Origin of the sequence: Vibrio sp. HI00D65 (assembly GCF_001635455.1) — a bacterium.
In the GTDB taxonomy this organism is placed as follows: Bacteria; Pseudomonadota; Gammaproteobacteria; order Enterobacterales; family Vibrionaceae; genus Vibrio.
The window spans coordinates 1-19,805 of record NZ_LWEH01000364.1; the positions used below are offsets into that span (position 1 = coordinate 1).

The following is a 19,805-nucleotide window of genomic DNA, read 5'->3' on the forward strand; positions in this document are numbered from 1 at the left end:
ATAACCAAACAGAGAGTGATAATTCGGATTCTCCTCGACCACAATCGGGAGAGTGTCTTCCTTCTGGCTCACAATCACGTTCACTTTGTAGCGACGCGGCATTTTCTTGTCCAAAGAAGCCGTCGCAACTTCTGCCTGCTCAGTACTCTCTTCTAAGAAAATATCAGCGTTATCGACAATGTCTTTACGCAGTGCGGTTAGATACTTTTTAATGTCTGGATATTGGCTGTAATCCTTCTTCAATTGCTTGATGAAGTGCGTGATCACATCTCGCGCCGTATCATCATTAAGCTTCTGAATTTTCTCGGTATACGTCTCTTCAAGTTCCGTCAGTTCACGAGAAATGGTTCGCAGCCCAACTTCCAGTGCATCGATAGTTTTATCGAACTGGTCTTGCTCTTCAGGTGACAGCAGATCAAAGCTCTCTTCGGTATGAAGCTCATCGCCGTTCATCGCCACAAACTGGTAATCACCTTGAGTGGTAATTGTCAGGTTCACGCCGTTCTTTTTCGCTTCTTGGCTGATCGCTTCTAGCGCAGCTTGTTGCTTGGCTGCTAACTGGTTCTTTAGTCGATCAGCACGGCTGAAGTACATCTCATTGTCGAACGCGAGTGGCATCGCTTTAATGAGCTTACGCATCAGCTTTTCAATATCTTGCTTTAAGCTACTGCCCACACCACGCGGAAGTTTCAATACCTTAGGTGTACGGATATCCTCAAAATTCGCGATGTAACACCAGTCAAAAAGCTCCTCAACTTCATGAGGGTGTCGATTGAGATAACGCAGGATCATGGTGCGCTTGCCCAGACCATTGCGTCCTATCGCATAAATGTTGTAACCCTTTTCCTTAATTGACATCGCGAACTCAACGGCTTTTTGCGCACGTTCTTGCCCGACGATTTCGTCAATTGGAGCCAGTTCTTTGGTCGACTTGCATGGTAGCTTTTCGAGTTCTGCTACCTGATACAGTTGTTCTGTATTGAGTCTTTGAATCGCCATCGCCGCCTCCTTAGTCCTTTATTTCTTGGGTGTAGATAAATTTAGTGTAGATGTAATTGCCTATAAATTTAGTGACTTACGCTACACCGCTGTTCAACCGAACAAATAACACACAATTTAATGCAATTTTATGAGTAACAAGCTATTTAATTCACCAAACCTAACATATGAATGATTTTAATTTGCAATTGATAATAAATATCATTAACCTTTCAAAATATTATAAATCGAGGATGTGGATATGGAAATTGAACGATGCTGGATGCACTACCTAAAAGCTGAACAGTTAATGGAGCAAGGTCACTGGCCAGAAGCGCAGCGCCTTTTTGGTGATGTTCTCAATTCTCTTCCTCACCACATTCAAGATGCGGCATACCAAAGCGATATCAAGCCTTGCCAATTTGCCTGCCTACTTGCGGGACTCAGAGATGCAAGCGTGGCTCAATCTGAGATTCTCAACCGTTTAGGGCAACACCAACAAGCCTTTGATACATTGAATCAGTCTTTTGCGTTAATGCAATTTATCTCTCTTGAGAGCACAGAGCTGATTCAACACACCCACGGGTTACTGGAAAAGCAGAGTGAAGATCTACTCAATCACCTGATCGCTTTTTGCAGTGCTCAACGCAGCTCGCATTGGATGCTAGAGCTAGAACAAATTCAACGTGCTCATCACCATTTTGGGCAACTTAAAACAACGTCAGAAGTTCAATCTTCACCAAACGTCTTAAATTGATAAGGATATATCATGTCGGACCGGGCTCTTCTTAAAGTCAATAACCTTTCCGTTAGCTTCAAAACCAACGATGGAATCGTTGATGCGGTGAAAAAGGTTAACTTTACCCTCAACTCCAGCGAAACCTTGGCCATTGTTGGTGAATCAGGTTCTGGTAAGTCTGTCTCCTCAAACGCACTGATGCGTCTACTTCCAGATAACGCCATTATTGATCCCCAGTCTCAAATTGAGTTTGAAGGTGAATCTGTTCTCGAAAAATCCGAGCGTGAAATGCAGTCGATTCGTGGCGATAGAATCGGCATGATCTTTCAAGAGCCGATGACATCTTTGAACCCATACCTGCGCGTCGGTATTCAAGTGGCAGAAGCTATTATGTGTCATCGTAAAGTGTCAAAATCTCAAGCCAAACAGCGCGTGATAGAGCTGTTCAATCTTGTGCACTTGCCAATGCCAGAAAAGTCATACACCAAGTACCCGCACGAATTTTCGGGTGGTCAACTGCAGCGCATTATGATTGCAATGGCACTGATTAATGAACCGGATATTCTGATTGCGGACGAACCGACGACAGCACTCGATGTAACGGTTCAAGCTGAAGTACTTTCTCTTATCAAAGAGATCCAAGGCAAGATGGGAATGGCAATTTTGTTCATCACTCATGACTTAGGTGTGGTAAAACACTTCGCCGATCGTGTGATAGTGATGTGTAAAGGTGAACTGGTAGAAGAAGGGATGACTCAATCTCTATTCGATCGCCCTAAACATGACTACACAAGAATGCTCATTAACTCAATACCTAAAGGAGCGAAAGATCCGGTAAGCGCCGCAGCTCCAGAGCTTCTTTCTGCTGAAGATATTCGTGTTAAGTTCTTGGTGAAACCGAGCTTCATCAAATCAAAAAATCAGTACTTTGAAGCGGTGAAAGGCATCTCGTTGAACCTAAAACAAGGTGAAACCCTCGGCATTGTTGGCGAGTCTGGTTCTGGCAAGTCAACCCTTGGACGCGCGTTAATCGGCTTATTGCCAAGCTCAGGTCGCATTGTTTATAAAGGACAGGACGTCAGCTTACTCAACGAAAAACAGCGCCATAGGCTGAAAAAAGATGTTCAAATGGTGTTCCAAGACCCTTATGGTTCCTTGTCACCACGTATGACGGTTGGCGAAATCATCACTGAAGGCTTAACGGTGCATCAACCTCACTTGTCAAAACAAGAACGTTTAGAAAGAGCTCGTAAAGCACTGATTGAGGTTCGTTTGGAGCCAAGCTCAATTAACCGCTACCCGCATGAGTTTTCTGGCGGACAAAGACAACGTATTGCGATTGCTCGTGCACTGATTCTTGAGCCATCTTTCATTTTGTTGGATGAACCGACTTCAGCACTCGATCGCTCAGTACAGCTAACCGTGATTGACCTGCTCAAAGACATCCAAACAAAGCACAATATTGGCTTCCTATTCATCAGCCATGACCTTTCGGTCGTGAAGGCACTTTCAGATCGCGTACTTGTGATGCAGAAGGGTGAAGTGATGGAAGAAGGCTCAGCTGAAGAGATTTTTAATGCGCCGAAAAACGACTACACAAAGAAACTCATCGCAGCGTCATTCGATTTAGAAAATAATTCGGAAAAAAGTGCCGCTTAAAGGGAACTAATCAAGATTAACAGCGTCCTAAAAGTACATTCTGAGAAGCATCTAATGAATTGCACTCTAGAATGGATATAGCAAAACTGGTTTGGCCGCCAAAAGAAAAATGTCGCATGGATGCGACATTTTTCGTTTCTGACATATAAAGAAAATCAGTTTAGTGGTTGATAACGATGGTCACGTACATTTACTTGTATTAACAGTCTTTTCTGACTTTCAATTGAGTACAACCTCACTCCACCTACTGTAATCAATATCCAACCGAATCGCTAAAGTGGCTTCCTTATTTCAAATAGCGAACCTTAGCTAAAACAATATTTATTGACTAGTCGATCGCATTATACGAACACGAATCCATTATCCAAATGCATGCCCGCAATGGCGTTCAACTTACTGAACATTTTCCACTACTCGACCTTAAATCATTGACGGTAAAATTAAAGCTATCATCATTTGAAGTTACTTCCCCCAACAAGAATGACACCATTTTACTCAGCATCATGTCATCAATGGTGCCATGATGAGTAAATCGAATATGGCCCATTTTATCAATTAGAACCAATCCAGGAGTCCCCCCTAATCCATATTCGCCCATTGTAATAGGTATTGATCCGCCTGAAGGAGCATCAATTGCGATTGGAAAATCTAGACGGTATTCATGTACAAATGCTTTAAGTGAGTTAAGCTGCATAGCTTCATGGTGTTCGAAAACCGTATGTAGCCCTATGACCTCTAGCGCTTCATCCTTGAAGAAATGTGCTAACTTGGCAGCTTGTGGTAATCCATGACTTACACAACCAGGACAGAGCATCTGAAATGTGTGTAAGGCAATGACTTTCCCTTTCAACTCACTAAGAAGCAAAGGAGTATCTGTATTTAACCAGCTCGATACTTTGAGCTCTGGGGCCTTTGACCATTGATTCATGTTAACCCTCCTACTGGTTCGTTTTACCCGGCAGTGATAGATCACCAGATGCAACATCAAAAACATCAACCACACAAAGCAAAGGTGAATGTGCACTAGCATTGACTCTCAGACCAGACGTAACTCCGTCAAATTGTGCCAGATTCATCGCCTCTACATTGTCAAACCGAAAACTGACATTAACCGAATTTTCTCTGAAGTTGGGTTTATAATCAGGGCTATCAATCAAAATCGGTAAACCTGGCCAAGTTTTGGGTAAATTAGGCTTGGCTCCTTCAGGAATATTTACCACACCAAGTGCACCAACTCCGCACTGCTCATTAGGCTCTAAAACCACCCAGTGACTATGCCAGACATCACCATCATTCGCTTTATTACCATCACCATTCTCGTCATACAATGGCGTATCATCAAAATCTGGATGAGACGTCACAGCTAGCGCGAGTATTCCTGCATTATCGTCGAAACCAACCAGACTACTGTTGAGAGTTGTCGGCCAAACGTAAGAGAACACGTTACTACCTGCAAGTTTGCCTGTTGCCGTAGGCTTAACCTCTCCAGCTCGCTCAGAGACTGCCATATGAAAAGTCGCGATATTCCCTTTCGTCGTGACTTTGGTGTGAATGATGTCAAATGGTGCCAATATGCCAGAACTCACCTGAGAATTAATACCACCAGTGTGATTTGCGTGTGCGAACACCTGACCAGAGCTTGCCACTACCGATACTGCCAATATAGATAAACCTAGTTTAGAAGTTTTCATTTTCTTACCTTTTAGTTTCGAGTCGATACCAAATAGCATAATCGTATAGAATCCCGCTTGTCAACATTGTTTTTAGTCGATACTATTAATTCATGAATACAGAAATTTTATATCACTTACTCGATAGAGTCGGTAATCTGCTTAGAAATGAAGTACGGGCCGATTTAACACCTTATGGCCTGCAGCCTATCCATTTTGAAGCATTGTACTACTTATCAATTTGCAATCGATTTTCTGACACACCAAAAGCCGTAACTGAATACTTGGGTTTAACAAAAGGCACGGTTTCCCAAAGTCTTAAAGTACTGGAAACCAAAGGCTACTTAATAAAACAACCTGACGTAACGGATAAGAGGGTGACGCATTTAGTCGTATCGCAACAGGGCAGGAAGCTAATAAAAACCGTGTTCCCACCACCGTTGATGAAACGGGCAATAAATACGAATAAAAAGGAAAATACAGGCGTCGATGGCGCAGAATTACAACAGCAATTGCAACTTTTACTGCGTTCAATTCAGAATGAAAACCGTCTACACACCTTTGGTGTATGTGCCACATGTCAACATAATCAACCTTTATCTAAAGGCACCCATCTATGCGGCTTAACTCAATTGCCTCTATCAGATGAAGATATAAAATTGATTTGTATTGAGCATCTTGAATAACAACAATATTTTCCTCTAATGCCAAGGCTCTGTTTCCCCAACCTTGGTAAACTACACATAGCCACAATCAAATACATTACTCATTAAATGTAGTTCTTTCATCTTTTGGATCGAGGAGGAGGAGATTAGTGTGTGGACGCAAGTATACAGATTAATCATGGGACAGCGTGATAGATGAGACCTCAACGATACTCAAAGCGTTGGACAAGCTTACTAGGTTAAATATGACTAAAACTGTTCGTATTGACTAAGAACGAAACGAATAGCTCTATCTGTAAATTGAATTACACGACAAAGTTTCCAAATCAGAAAAACTACTCCTGCCACCACCACATCATGTCGTTAGCCCCCACTCTATGACGTTCATAAAATCATATGAAAAAGAAAGGTTAACAAAGCAAGCGATAACCCACAGAAATTGACAACACTATCAATTAATTGATTAAAAATCTTTATCCACTAATCAAATTCAAACATTAAAACATATAGATTACGAATATTAGCATCTATTAATACCTCTACTGATTTTAAATTATTATTTGTATGTGAAAGCTTATTTAAAATAATAATCAATAAATAAAGAAATCATATAACAAGCATTACGTTATATAAAAAACAAAAAAGCATAAACACCTATCAATAGAAAAAATATATAATTAATTTTTATTAAAAGGATATTCTTGCATTGATTTTAATTTTATAAATAGAGGGTGCTTGTATATATTAATAAAAAAAACATTAAAGAATTAGAGAGACTTATGGAAAGACGATTTATTTTAAAAGGAATTACAGCCTCAATCTTTTGCTCAACTTTACCTATGGAAGCATTATCTAAAGGCTTAAAAAATGGTGTTGATATTTATAAGGAAAATTCAGATGTAGATAGGTTTGCTGGCAAAGGGGTGTTTGTTGATGAATATGGAAAGTTCATATTGACTGATCATCACTGGCTACAAATACAGATGTATATCACACATGCTCTTTCACTGCCAACAACAGAAAAAGAGTTTACAACAGAGTTTTCTATACCTGAACACATAGATGTTTCTGGTTTTGATTGGTTAATGAGCTGCTACCAAGAACTCAAGCAATCCGCAGAGAAATGGAATAACAAAACATTCCGTAGTTTATTAGACAACATTCAAGCAATGTCTGGATGGTGTAGTTTCTCTGGAGGAATAATGGAATTTATTTATTGGTCGATAGAAAACCTTCAATATGCTGCAGATATAGGAAATTCAACGCTATTCGAAAATACAAAAGGGCCATTAGTGATGCTTCTCAGAGAGCAACTCAAATTCGCTATACCTCGTGCAGAAGAAGCTGAAAAATTAGCCAGGGAAATGATTGATTTTCAAACATTATTAATAGACCAACAGAGAGACTTAGAAACTTTAGAATCTAGGTATGGAGACTTAATTGGGAATTATGATGAAAATTCAATAAAAGAAGATATAGAGGATCTTAAAAAGGAAATAGATGCTTTAAATAAAGAATATGCGAGGCTTGTAACCATCGCTGCAACAACTCCAACATATGCCTGGGTACCTTTCTGGGGCTGGTTCATTGCACCTGCTGTCGCAGGAGTTTACGGGTCGCAAGCCGCAGAAGTTAATCGCCAACGAGAAGAAAAAATACAAGAACTAAATGAGCTGGAAATCTCATTAGATCATGGCTTAAAAATCTTTAGGTCATGGCAACTAGCCAGACAGAGTATCCAATCAACCGATATGTTAATTGGACCAGCAACCAATAGCTTAGGCCATCTAATTGGGCAGTGGCAAGCCTTTGTCAGCTCTATGGAGCTAGTGATATCAACAATTGAAGAACTCGACTGTGATTTAAAAGATCCCACTGTGGGATATATCTTAGCTGAATACACAGCGGATTCACTTGGTGATAACTGGCTGGCATTGAGTGAGAAATGCCAAGAATTTATAAACAGCGTAACAATAAAAACATACCACTAAAAGGAAACTTAATATGAGATTTAAGAAAAAGATACTTTTAACAACCATTGCGATTGCAGCGCTACAAAGTACTTCTGTATTTTCAGCACAAAACACAATGAACAACTATAAGTCACAAAATTATTCGGGGCAGAGCCAATCATTTCAGATTGCCAATGAAGGTCTATTATTGGGGGACCCGACAGTATTTGAAGAAAACGGCGACTTCATACTTTCAACTGACGAATGGTCAGACATTCAATTTTTTGCACAAACGGCATATAGCTTACCTCATACAGAACAAGACATGAAATGGGAGTTTGAGCTAGGTGACTTACCGTTTGTTGGAGTATATCCCCAGCTATTAAGTAACTATCAAGATATACATAATATCTCGATCGAATGGCTAGGAGCTAATGGTTATCGAGATCAAATGGTTAGACTGGCACATGACCTTAAAAACTATTCCTTACAAGTTAACTCTAAATCTAATGCTTTATCAAGTCTTGCAGAGTTAATGTATGATGCTGCCTTATATGATGATCAAGAAAAGTTTGATAGATATAAATCTGCATTTAAAAAACAACTCATAAAAATGAGTAATGAAACTCATGAATTTAATGATAAAGCTGGTTTACTTAATGAAAAATTAGGTGAATTCGTATTAACTTTAACAGAGTCCGAAACTAAGCTAGATCGATTAGAAGATGCTTATCAAGATGAACTTGGCAATAACGGGGATATTCTAAAATCTGAAATTGAACGCTTAATACTGGAAAAAGATGCTCTCAATGCAAAGTATGTAAAATGGAAAACCGTTTCTTGGACGACTCTTACATATGCGTGGATTCCACCTTGGGGTACGATTGCTGCAATTACCTGTGCTGCAAAATGTTCAGCAGAAGCAATCGCGTTTAAGGCTGAATTAGAAGCTAAAAAACAAGAGCTTGAAGAAAAACAGCAAGAACTTGATACTCAGTTAAAAGTGTACACCTCTTGGACACTTGCGACAGGTAATATGCATAATATTGAATCCTCTATGGGGGCTGCTCGCCAATCACTTGAAAAATTACAAGGTGGCTGGGCCGATATTACCAATACTTTAGATACGACGATACAAGCTATTGATGGTATTGACACTGACGATGTACTGAATGATCCAGATAACTGGACTGCAGCTTGGAATACGCAGACTGAAGTCGAAGCTGTTCAGGCACTGTGGGCTGAAGTTGGTAATGTCGCTAATAAATGGGCTGCAAATGCATTTATAAGTGAAGCACCAACTAAAAAAATCAATTTTAACTAAATAGCAGTTTGATAATTTTAATAAGCAAACTTAAGTTTGCTTATTTTAAGTTTATATTGAGAAAAAAATGTATAAAAAAACAATTTTAGCTTTAAGTATCATTTTAGCTTCCAATAGTTCGAGTGCGACTCCTTTTACAGACTATTACAATCTCATTGAAGATGAGTTGTACCCATCCTCTTATAAGGATATAGAACAAACAACATCCTACAAGGATGGTGTTATTCAAGGAATGCTTATTAACTCTGATTTATTAATTGAAATTTTAAGATCTAACAAGAATGCTAGAAACATTATTATTATTGCTGACACAATAAATATTGATTCTCCTGTTGTCTCGGACATATCAAATCAGTCAGTTTTAATCTTAGCTAGGAAGATAACTGGTGAACACTCAGTAAACTTATCAGCTTCTGAAGATTCAAGGGCTATGGTTAATGTTATATCAAATGAAATTGATACTAGAATTTCTATTAATACGTTAAATTCTTTTAACCAAGTACACCTAGAAAATGGCCGTCACTACAGATATGTAAAACAAAAAAACCAATCCCCTACGGATTATAATGATGAAAACTTAAACATCAACAGCTATTTAACATCTTCTAACAACAATCCTCAATTTATATTTGATCAAGCATTTGATATGAGTGTATCTATTTACGATCAAGTACCTAATTTGAGTTTAGATATGTTATCTTGGTACTCAGATATTTTAGGTAAATCGCAATCTTTACTGGATAAAGATATTAACCTAGCAGGATTGTACAATTCTATTCAAGCTATAAAAATATTTTTAGAAATGAACAATAATTCAAGTAATTATGTTCCAAAATTAAAAATGAATGTCTATTCTGATTCTTATCAGATAATCCTTGATTCAATGTCTTCATTTCAAGATGAATATAACCAGTTCGAAGATCATACATTAGATATCGAAACTAGAAAAGATGCAGCTCAACTAATGCTGGGTCATCTACAAAGTGCTTTAGAAGCGCAACAGGGAATAATAGATAACCAAAACAAAAAAATCGACAGCTACCAGAAAGTCATAGAAGAACGAAGTGAAGAATTTAAAAAACAAGAGTCTATTGTTGAAGTTCTAGAAAAAGACTTTCAAAAAGGCATACTTGAGTACCAAGCTAATTTTGTCATTGAAACCATGTTTAACTGTTTATCTATCCTAGCTGACCTAGGTCAAGCATTTATTGGAGCATTTACAGGTAATGTTGGTGGCGTTGCTGACTCTGCTGATCAAATAGCAAGTGATGTTAAAGAAACTGTTTTTGATGTTAAAAATTTAAAGAAGCTAGCTGAAAATATAGGTCATATCAAAAAATTAAGTGATAATATTACTGCTATTCTAAAAATGGTCAAAGAGCAGAAATTTGGGGCTGATCTTCGTGAGCAGATGAATGATATCAATTTAGCCATTCCTGAACTAGAATCCTCTGCACTGAATTGGACACTCACTCAGCAAGATATTTCAGAAATGCTTGGAGCTGCCGAAGCGCTATCAATAAGAGGAGCTAAGGCTTATCGAGCATCGCTTGATCGATTAATGACCTGGGGCTCTGCTGTGACTGGTACTCAGTTAGCATTAATTCAAATGTCTGCTAGGGTTGTAGAGTTAGAGCTCGAAAAAACAGCTATTCTAGAAGATCTAGAACGTGTTGAAGCTTTAATTGAAAAAATAGAAGATGATGAGTCTAACATATTAGAAGTTCAAAAGTACCTATTCAGGAGCTATAACTTTTTCAAAAGACCATTGTACACAACTCAATTAAATTATAACGCGGCCCTAAAATACAATACATTTAAAAATAGCTCCGTTGTTCCTAAGTTGAATTCAACATACGATGAATATAATAAAAACTTGGTAACAATGAACCAAGATCTAATAGATCATCTAAGTAGCCTTAACTCTTATCCTCAAAATTATGAGTATACATTCCAATTAGAAAACGAAGATGTTGTCAAAAGCTTAAAAGAAAGTGGTGAGTTTACCATTAGTATTAATAACAATAAATATGTTAGCTTTCAAAAAAATCCATTTGAATATAATATTTCCAGTTTTGCTGGTGGCACATTGAAGGATAGAGATAGAATCAGAGTTAACAAAATTGGTATTCAACTAGTAGGTAATGACTTGCCCGATGGCTATTATAAGTTCCAGGTGAGCCATACTGGCCAATTCCAAGATACATACTTAGGGACTAGCTACACCTTCAACACTAGCCCGCAGTATAAGTTTTATTCCTATAACAGTGTGGGATCACACAACACTATAGTAGAAGATGGCGCCATTGATGAATACTTCGGTCCTTATTATTTTAAACCGACATTGTTATCTAATTGGACATTCAAGCTAAAAGATTTTGAAAGTCATGATCTAAGTAAGCTTCAAGACGTGAAGATCTCTCTGAGCTTAAACTCAATATCTACACCTTGGAGGAGCTCAAACTTATTCTGATTTAGAAAATTTTTATTAAACTCCCAACATACCAAGCTAGCTACTGTAGATTATTGAAAATCAGGTAGTTAGCTTGTATGAAATGGGAAGGTTTCAGTGATTTAAACCGTTGACAACCCTCTCACATAACTCCATTAAGCACACCTAATCAAGTTCCAGCCCTAAGATACATTTGGAAAATTGCATAAAACAACATTCTAATTTCTTCTTATTGCTCTTATATTCAATCTTCTAATTGACCGCTTAACGAGCCGAAAACTACGTTGTCATGACATTAACTGGTGCAAAGAAAATCAAATCGGTGCGAAATAAGAAGCACAAGGGAGAAAAGATGAAGACAAACACATCTCACCAGCAAGTAATCAACGCCAAAGCTTGTCAGCAGCTTCAGTTGATACTAGCCCGAAAATAGAAACGGAACGTATTGTCACACAAGAGGTCAGCGATTGGCTGGTAGCATCGACGCGAGTTTTTATAACTTGGTGCAGAAAATAGTTCTGAGGCTTAAAAACTTAGCTGTCGTCGTACGACTCAATAACGGCAGTGTCGACTACGAATGCTTCAGGGCGTAACACCTTGGTGATCATCTTAAAATTAACGATACAAAGACTTGGTCGACTCTCTTACGATTAAATCTATCGGTGGTAGTCGTGCTTCATGCCTCTTACCTGAAAGTAAGTTCAAAATCGACTGGGCACACACCTTTCCAATCTCTTCAATTGGCTGTCTTAAGGTAGTTAGTGCTGGCGTGAAATACCTCGACGTTGGCAAGTCATCTAAGCCAATTACCGACACATCTTCTGGCACTTTGTAGCCATGATCATGGAGCGCCTTAATCGCGCCGTAAGCGGTTTGATCATTGGCAGCAAACAGGGCAGAGAAGTGAATCTTCGATTCGATTAATTCCACGGTTTTCTCATAGCCAGTTTCACTACTGAAATCCCCTTGCTTAACAAGCTTTGACATCACCTTGATGCCCGCCTCTTGGAGGGCTTTTTTATAGCCTTCGAAGCGGTTACCTGCGTCAGGTTGGCTCGAAAGCCCCTTAATATGAGCGATATTAACATGCCCTTGTTGCAATAAGTGAAGCGTCGCCATGTAACCACCCAACACATTATCAATGTTAATTGAGCGAACATTATCTGCAACCATGTCATAGCCCACCGCAACAACCGGAGTGTCTGGCGCGTACTTGGCAATATCCTCTTTGGTAATGCTACCTGTCACGATAATCATGCCGTCAACATTACTCTTAGCTAGATACTCCAAAGCTTGTATTTCAAGTTTTTTTTGCCAGTGCCCGGTAGCTATCACCAACGAATAGCCCTGAGCTATCAGGGTTTTCTCCATGTCGTTGAGGATTCGACTGGTATAAGGGCTATCAGGATGCTGCACCAATACGCCTATCGTGAGTGAACGGCGATTGATGTTCTCCTGCATTTGAAAATTCGGCTTGTAGCCAGTGTCTTTGATCGCCTGCTCGATATTCTGGCTTTTATCATCCGACACATAGGTTGTTCGATTAAGAAAACGAGAAACCGTGCTTGGCGAAACGCCGGCTAACCTCGCTACATCGTATACGGTGGTTTTTTTAGTTTTAGTGCGCATCTCGATACCCTAACCCAGCGACATTGAGGGGAGCCCTAAAGCTCCCCATCAGGTTCAACTCAACATTGCTTAAGTTGAAGCTAATACTGTTTAATTAATATAAGTAGGCAAAAATCATCCCCGGTCGGAAGTAGCGACCAGCGGTATATTTCAAACTAGTGCTCAGAAGCCACTTATGAAGAACCGTAGCTTGCTCCGCTGAAATTTCGCCTTGCATAATATTAACAAAATCATCACTAACTTTCGTCAAGCTAGGATTAACCCGACCGTCAGACAGCACACAGTTTTGCAATTTAAGTGCATTAATCCACTTTTTGGTATCACCTTGTGACAATTTAAAACACTTTGAAAGATCTTTTTCATCAAATGAGGCTGAACAATTGAACCCTTCTGGTGCGGCAAATGGAATTTTGGAATAGTCATACAGCGCGGTATACACGGTATCCATCAATGTTTCCGCTTGCTGAGACCTGCCCGCTAGGCTCAACGCAGTTGCGACACTAAATTGCACGCCAATCCATACGTCTTGCGCCTGAAAAGCCTCGTGTGGCGAACCATCCGCGAGCGTCATGTTCGCTACCCCAAGTTTAGGGCTGTTAATCTCGAAGTTATGTTTATAAACATAGTTCAATGCACGCTGAATGCGCTGTTGCGGGAAAATACCCTCTAGGCCAATCAGTTTGAGATAGCTATCGGCAAGCAGCGCATCACCAAAGCTATTGTCTGAATCAGGCACCAACTCTAGATATTCTTGCGTGAAAGCTTGAGGTGCGGTTTCACTCAACAAACGTTTCTTGGAGACACGTTGAGCTACCTTACCGATGTTTATTGAAGTATCGGTATGGTTTAGATAGTCGTTAAGCATATTCTTATCAGCAACCGCATCACCCGTTAAAACCAACCCCAGAGTTTCCAAAGCTTGGTAGCCTTCACAGGTAAGGTGCTTAGCTTGGACTGGCGTCACGAAGAAGTGGTAATAACCCTCTTTCTCATCCCACAAGCTCTGCTCAACTGTTGCTAATGCCTTTTTCGAACGTGTTAGGTAACCCGCGCCTAGATCGTGTTCGCCCATCAATTTTGCAAGCTCACTTGCAGCTTGAAGGCCTGCAACCCAGAGGCTCGCACAGTAAATAGAGATACCGTGAGACGCAAGGTTATCAAAGGTGTCGTCAGTACCGCGGGTTAGCGGTAAATCGTCACCTTCAGCAATCAAGTTCGACAAGAAATCAATACTCTCTGTTACGGCTTGCCAACACTCTTTAACCACTGAAATATCTTGTGTTTTTTGGTAGTGACGGTACACCATCAGAATGTATTTAGGTGCTAAGTCCTTCCACTCCTTAACATTATGCCAACTATACGCGTCAGGCTGAATGTCGAACGGGCTACCCAAATCGTGGATGACTGCACCTCGAATCGCGCGCACACCTTGGTACTTTTCATCAATCAATTCAGCATTCGGTGTCGCTTCATATTCCCAGTAGCGGCGCTGAGTAAAATCTTCAGCTAAAATAGCTTTTGAGAACTCTTTCATCACGCAGCCATCAAGTTCAGGTAGCAAGTAAAGCAGTGAAAACGAGCCGTAGAAATACACATCCAGTGAATTAAAGAATGGGTAATCAACACACTCTTTCACCAGGAACTTATCTTCTTTATCCCATACTGTTGATTCAGAAAGGAATGATAGTGAGTTCATCGCCATCGTCGCATAGCGCAATGCTGATTCAGGTTGTGATATCTTGCTTTGAGCTTGCTCTAGGAAAGCGGTCTGTTGCTCAACGATATTCTGCTCAATGATTTCAAGCTTTGGCAAGACATCTTCTAACATCGGTAAGGCTGGTTTCGCTTGAGGATAGAATTGCGTGTAAGCCTTGTCCGAGTTCCAGCCATTGAGCATCACTTTGCTATGTGCCATCACTTGAGCAAAACGCAGGTCAACAGACTCACCAGGCTCCAATTCAACCTTTACCACAACCAATGCGCTCAATGCTTCACGCCCTGAGTAAATCCCCGTTTGGAACTCAGCGTTGGTGCGGCCAGTTTTCAATGCGAACTCGGTTTGCTGGGTCACTTTCGAAGTATAAAGCGTTGGCTTAACAGACACCGACAACTTGCCAGACTCCATCAAACGGTTTTCGGCTTGGACACCAAACACCACCTCACCCTCAATGTCACTTTGATAAGGGGACTGGCTAGTGAGCTGAACACCAGTAAAACCATGGCTTTCACCATTTACGTTCACCGCTTGATGCTGCTGATCTATCGGGTTTTGAGATAGGGTACACGCCGAATCTTGAATCCCATCACGACCTTTTCGGTAGGTTGAACCAATCAAGTTTTGTAGAGATTGAGCAAGAGTAATCACGCGTGTTTGCTGTGATTCATTAGTAATCTGGAAGTGGTTCCAGTGCATCGGCAAGGAACAGAGGCGCTTATCCTCTTTAACGATCGGCGAGACTACCTTTCGCTTTATATTAATACCATCAAAACTATTATATTTATATTCAGCTAATGGATACAAAGCCTTATATTCTATATCGCTACCATTAACACTTTCTATATCACTATTATTTCCCACAGTTAGTGATAGCTGTCTCGTTGTATCATTTATTAATAAACCATTAAAGAAATCTAAGGCTACATATAATTGACAATCAATCGACGATGAATCGGATTCAATTAATAATTTAGTCTTATTAGAAAACTCGACATTCCACTTGATAAATTTATCTGTATTTTCTTTGTAGAAGTTACCATTTTCTAATGCGGCACGAATGAGGTTAATCGCATTCGAAATATTTTCTTTATCTATCTTCTTTCCATCGAATAGCGCTGGATAAAAGTTCAGATGAACGCTAAGCTCTTGCTCATTAAGAACCTGAAGCGTTTCAATGGTCGGCACATCCATCACTGACGCATAAAAATCATTAAAATTAATAACTTGCTCTGAACAATCGACAAATACTCCTGGAATAAAACTGAAGTTTGGCGTGTTGCCATTTGGCGTCAGTGTAAAGGTATTACCGATACCACCGATCGCCATACCTGTATTTTCTGGTGTCGTAGAAATTGGCGTGTACCAAGGTTGAATAAATTCAACTGCATCGCCCTTTTTACATAAGTGTTCTGAATTTCCTGAATAGCTTGAATATGGAATTTTATTATTCATGTTAAAACCGCCATTGAATATTTTTTTCTTCTTGTTAATATCTTTCAAAAATGGAGACATCAACATGTTTAAAATTATAAATGAAAAATTTGGAAATATTGACTCTGTCACATTAATAAATCAGCAGCATGGTATAGAACTTCAACTAATCAATGGGTTTGGTGCTGTTATAAATAAATACATTGTAAATAACAGTCCATTCTCTTTTATTTGTGGCTATCAGAATTATGATGAACTGATCAACCAACATCCGTTCTTTTCCCGCAGTGCTAAATTATTTCCTTTTCCAAACCGTTTAAACTTAGGTCGTTACAGTTTCAACAATCGAAACCATCAACTCCCAGCTAACTTTCCTTGGTCTGATCACGCCGTACATGGCCTTCTCTACAACCAACCTTTTTCAATCACAAACAGCGTTGTCAACGAAGAGTCAGCCAGTGTGACGCTTCAGTATCAAACGTCGTCTTTACATCCAGGCTTTCCGTTTGCTTTTAACCTTGAGACCACATTCACTATAAACACAACGGGCAAGCTCTCTTGCTCGACAACCGTCTCTAATTGTGGTGATTATGCCTTCCCATTCGGTGATGCTTGGCACCCTTACTTCTCGCTGGGCAATGACCTAAAACAGTGTGAACTGACCATGTCACCTTGCGCTGAGATCGTACATGAGAACGACTTACCCAATGGTGAAAAGCGTGCTTTTGATCGTTCCTCTCTAAGTAACGACCTAATTAATCAGAGCCTAAATCACTGCTTTGAATTTGAAGCAACTGCGACTAACCAACTGACTTTGACACGCTCAGATTCATCTGCTGAGATTCACTATCAACAAGACGCGAGCTACCCATTTGTTCAGATCTACACTCCAACGAGTGAACAAAGTATTGCGATTGAGCCCATGACTTGCCCTGCCAATGCATTCAATAACCAGATGGGATTATTGACGCTTAGCCCGAACCAGTCTCAAACCTTCACTTGGCAATGCCAAGCCACCTATCAACCCAAATAACCAAACGAAAGAGTAATAAAGGGCGCATAAAGCGCCCTTCTCTTTGTTAACCTAAAACCACTTCAACCGTGTGCTCACCCGATGTAAATACCGGTGCTTTGTTGCCTGAAATCGGGTCACCATTGACCTTCATCTCAACCACGCCCTTACACACGTTATTCGGGTTCGTGACATGAATATGATACGTCGCACCACGGAACTGACGACGGACTTTGAATTCAGGCCACTTAGCCGGAATACAAGGGTCCACCAGCAAGCCATCAATTTCAGGTCGAACACCCAGAATCCACTGCGTACCTGCAACGTATGTCCAAGATGAAGTACCAGACAGCCATGCATTGCGACCTAAGCCGAACTGTTTATGTTCGTCGCCTAAGATGTTTTGCGGGTAGCAGTATGGCTCTGACTCAAAGGTATCAATATCGTCGTTCTTCGAAGCCGGGTTAATTTGGCGGTAATACTCGTAAGCACGCTCGCCATTGCCCATTTTCGCTTCGGCAATCATCACCCATGGATTTGAATGCAGGAAGATACCGCCGTTCTCTTTCGCACCCGGAGGATATGTCGAGACGCCACCAAGTTGTGGATCAAAGCCGTTGTAACCAGGAGTTGAAAGCTTGATACCATTGGTCGTGTTCAGCTTGTTGTAAACCGAATCTAGCGCTTGTGTAGCACGCTCGTGTGTTGCGAAACCAGAGATCACAGGCCAGCTTTGACCGTTGGTGTAGATCTGCCCTTGTTCATTCTTATGAGAGCCAATCGGCAGGCCTTGCTCATCAAAGTAACGCACAAACCATTCGCCATCCCAACCGCACTCATTCACAGTGCGCTGCATTTGCTGGTATTGCTCTTTGAACTGAGCAGTCAGTTGTTCCTCACCGCGCAGCTCACAAAGGTCCAGCATATCGAGCAGGGCTTTACCGTACATGTTAGCTACCATCATCGACTCAGCACCTGTTGGCAGGTTCACCGTGTCATTCCAGTCTGCGAAACCTAATAACGGTAGACCGTGCTCACCCGTATTGGTGTAGGTAAATTCGATCGCGCGGCACAAGTGATCCCAAACGGTGCCTGTTTCCACAGGATTACCCGTTTTGTCTTTTTGGTAGAACGGGATCTCTTTATTCAAGAAATCAGCGTTGCCCGTTTCTTTCACATATTGAGTGACGGCGTAGATGATCCACAGATGATCGTCACCGTAGTAATCCGGGCGATCTTCTTCTTCACGAGAGTCACCAGCGTTCGCTTCCATGGTTGATGGGAAGAACTGGTGCATCGCAGAACCATTGATGTTTTGCACCGATAGTAGACATTCAATAAACTCACGCGCCTCTTCTGGCATATGAGTAATAACGCCCAATGTATCTTGTGAAGAATCACGGAAACCGATACCACGCGCGCCATAACCGAGCTGATAAAGAGACAGATAACGAGACCAATTTTTGGTGGTGTGACATTGGCGTGGGTTGTGTACGTTAAGCATCGAGTTCATTGCTTGGTCTGGCGTTTCAACCTGAACCGCTTGTAGGTAAGAATCCCAGTGCTCAGCCAATTCAGAGAATGCCGAGTCAACCACTTGGTGGTCACGGTATTTAGCCAGTAAAGGCTGCGCTGCTTCTAGGCTTTCTTCTTGTGCAATTTGTACAACTGTACGCTCTGTCTGCTCTGGAGATAACCACCCTAAACGCAGATTCAGCGCACCGATGTTGTCACCACGCAAACACTCAGTATTACATAGCTCGTCGTTTTCTAGCGCTTGCGGCGCAGCCCATGTACCGTAACCAAACTGACCAAGGAATGACTGGCGATCGCCATCAAATGAAGTCGCAGGGCGATCCGCTGTCATCAGATTTACCGCACAGTCACGCTTCATGAAAGCATACTGCTCAAGCACGGTGTGACCCGATTCTTGTTGATGCGCTTTAAGCGTCATGGTTTGTGGAACCCAATCGGCATTTAATAGCTGCTTAAGTGCATCAAAGTGAGTGAATTCGTAGACAGGCACGACATCAACGTGTAGTGCTTTGCCTGAAATGTTGGTGACTTTGATGTCTTGTAGTAGTACTTGGTCTGATTTTGGTACGAAGAAGGTCGCTTCACAACGCACACCAAACGCTTCTGCAATGATGGTGGTGTAAGACAAGCCTGTGTGGTTTTCAAACTTATCAAGTGGCTTCAGAGTTGGGGTGTAGAAAGGTGAGAACACCTCCACGTTGCCCGCTTCATCACGCACCTTGAGGTACATGGTCGAGCCTTTGAAGTCTGAGTTTGGCAGCTGAGCAATGTACTTGGTAATACGGTTCAGTGCTGGATCACCTTTACACAACAACACACCGCCGTTGCTATCGACAATGCCACCGAAATCTAATGTGCCTACATAGTTACACCATTTAATCGGTGTACACGGCGTGATTGCTACGTATTCTTTGTTTTTATCGTCAAAATATCCGAATTTCATCATCACTATCCCTAGCCCCTCCCAATTCAGGAGGAGCCAAAACAATTTGTCGTAAGTAGATTGGTATCAGCTCGTTGGCTGACTTAAATTGACTGGCG

Annotated in this window: 13 protein-coding genes and 1 pseudogene; 8 read left to right on the forward strand and 6 right to left on the reverse strand. The window is 40.9% G+C overall.

Annotated elements, in window-relative coordinates; translation table 11 throughout:
• A partial coding sequence (locus A3712_RS19910) for a Lon-like protease helical domain-containing protein (RefSeq protein ID WP_157618828.1) occupies window positions 1–999 on the reverse strand: 999 nt, incomplete at its 3' end.
• Between the two features lie 241 nt (window positions 1,000–1,240).
• Here A3712_RS19910 and A3712_RS19915 point away from each other — a divergent pair.
• Together A3712_RS19915 and A3712_RS19920 are read left to right on the forward strand one after the other, a co-directional pair.
• The gene (locus A3712_RS19915) at window positions 1,241–1,735 is read left to right on the forward strand and encodes a hypothetical protein (protein WP_063524741.1); all 495 of its coding nucleotides are present in this window, start codon (window positions 1,241–1,243) and stop codon (window positions 1,733–1,735) included.
• 12 nt (window positions 1,736–1,747) lie between these two features.
• Window positions 1,748–3,376, forward strand: coding sequence for an ABC transporter ATP-binding protein (locus A3712_RS19920; protein WP_063524742.1), 1,629 nt, complete (start codon window positions 1,748–1,750; stop codon window positions 3,374–3,376).
• Between the two features lie 388 nt (window positions 3,377–3,764).
• Here A3712_RS19920 and A3712_RS19925 read toward each other — a convergent pair whose 3' ends face one another.
• Together A3712_RS19925 and A3712_RS19930 are read right to left on the reverse strand one after the other, a co-directional pair.
• Window positions 3,765–4,304 (reverse strand): redoxin domain-containing protein, encoded by a 540-nt coding sequence (locus tag A3712_RS19925; protein WP_063524743.1) that lies wholly within the window; start codon window positions 4,302–4,304, stop codon window positions 3,765–3,767.
• Window positions 4,305–4,314: 10 nt separating this feature from the next.
• Window positions 4,315–5,067 carry a hypothetical protein gene (locus tag A3712_RS19930; RefSeq protein WP_063524970.1) on the reverse strand — a complete coding sequence of 251 codons (753 nt, stop codon included), beginning with the start codon at window positions 5,065–5,067 and terminating at the stop codon, window positions 4,315–4,317.
• 92 nt (window positions 5,068–5,159) lie between these two features.
• On the opposite strand from A3712_RS19930, the gene A3712_RS19935 reads away from it, so the two are divergent.
• The 5 genes and pseudogenes from A3712_RS19935 to A3712_RS28955 all read left to right on the forward strand — a co-directional run.
• Window positions 5,160–5,732 carry a MarR family winged helix-turn-helix transcriptional regulator gene (locus A3712_RS19935; protein WP_063524744.1) on the forward strand — a complete coding sequence of 191 codons (573 nt, stop codon included), beginning with the start codon at window positions 5,160–5,162 and terminating at the stop codon, window positions 5,730–5,732.
• A gap of 758 nt (window positions 5,733–6,490) precedes the next feature.
• The gene (locus A3712_RS19940) at window positions 6,491–7,702 is read left to right on the forward strand and encodes an alpha-xenorhabdolysin family binary toxin subunit A (protein ID WP_063524745.1); all 1,212 of its coding nucleotides are present in this window, start codon (window positions 6,491–6,493) and stop codon (window positions 7,700–7,702) included.
• A gap of 13 nt (window positions 7,703–7,715) precedes the next feature.
• Window positions 7,716–8,987: an alpha-xenorhabdolysin family binary toxin subunit A gene (locus tag A3712_RS19945; protein ID WP_063524746.1), complete on the forward strand. Its 1,272-nt coding sequence runs from the start codon at window positions 7,716–7,718 to the stop codon at window positions 8,985–8,987.
• Between the two features lie 67 nt (window positions 8,988–9,054).
• On the forward strand, window positions 9,055–11,460 hold the full coding sequence (locus A3712_RS19950) for a hypothetical protein (protein ID WP_063524747.1): 2,406 nt from the start codon (window positions 9,055–9,057) through the stop codon (window positions 11,458–11,460).
• 331 nt (window positions 11,461–11,791) lie between these two features.
• Window positions 11,792–11,987, forward strand: a pseudogene (locus A3712_RS28955) (hypothetical protein); the annotation flags it as partial.
• A 67-nt stretch (window positions 11,988–12,054) separates the two neighbouring features.
• On the opposite strand, the gene A3712_RS19955 reads toward A3712_RS28955, so the two are convergent.
• A complete protein-coding gene (locus tag A3712_RS19955; RefSeq protein WP_063524748.1) occupies window positions 12,055–13,068 on the reverse strand; it encodes a LacI family DNA-binding transcriptional regulator in 1,014 nt (337 codons plus the stop codon).
• Window positions 13,069–13,162: 94 nt separating this feature from the next.
• Window positions 13,163–16,237, reverse strand: coding sequence for a GH116 family glycosyl hydrolase (locus tag A3712_RS19960; protein ID WP_063524749.1), 3,075 nt, complete (start codon window positions 16,235–16,237; stop codon window positions 13,163–13,165).
• Between the two features lie 64 nt (window positions 16,238–16,301).
• On the opposite strand from A3712_RS19960, the gene A3712_RS19965 reads away from it, so the two are divergent.
• Entirely contained in the window at window positions 16,302–17,249 is a 948-nt protein-coding gene (locus tag A3712_RS19965) for an aldose 1-epimerase (protein WP_063524971.1), read from the forward strand.
• Window positions 17,250–17,295: 46 nt separating this feature from the next.
• Here A3712_RS19965 and A3712_RS19970 read toward each other — a convergent pair whose 3' ends face one another.
• Window positions 17,296–19,710, reverse strand: coding sequence for a GH36-type glycosyl hydrolase domain-containing protein (locus A3712_RS19970; protein WP_063524750.1), 2,415 nt, complete (start codon window positions 19,708–19,710; stop codon window positions 17,296–17,298).
• Between the last annotated feature and the right edge of the window lie 95 nt (window positions 19,711–19,805).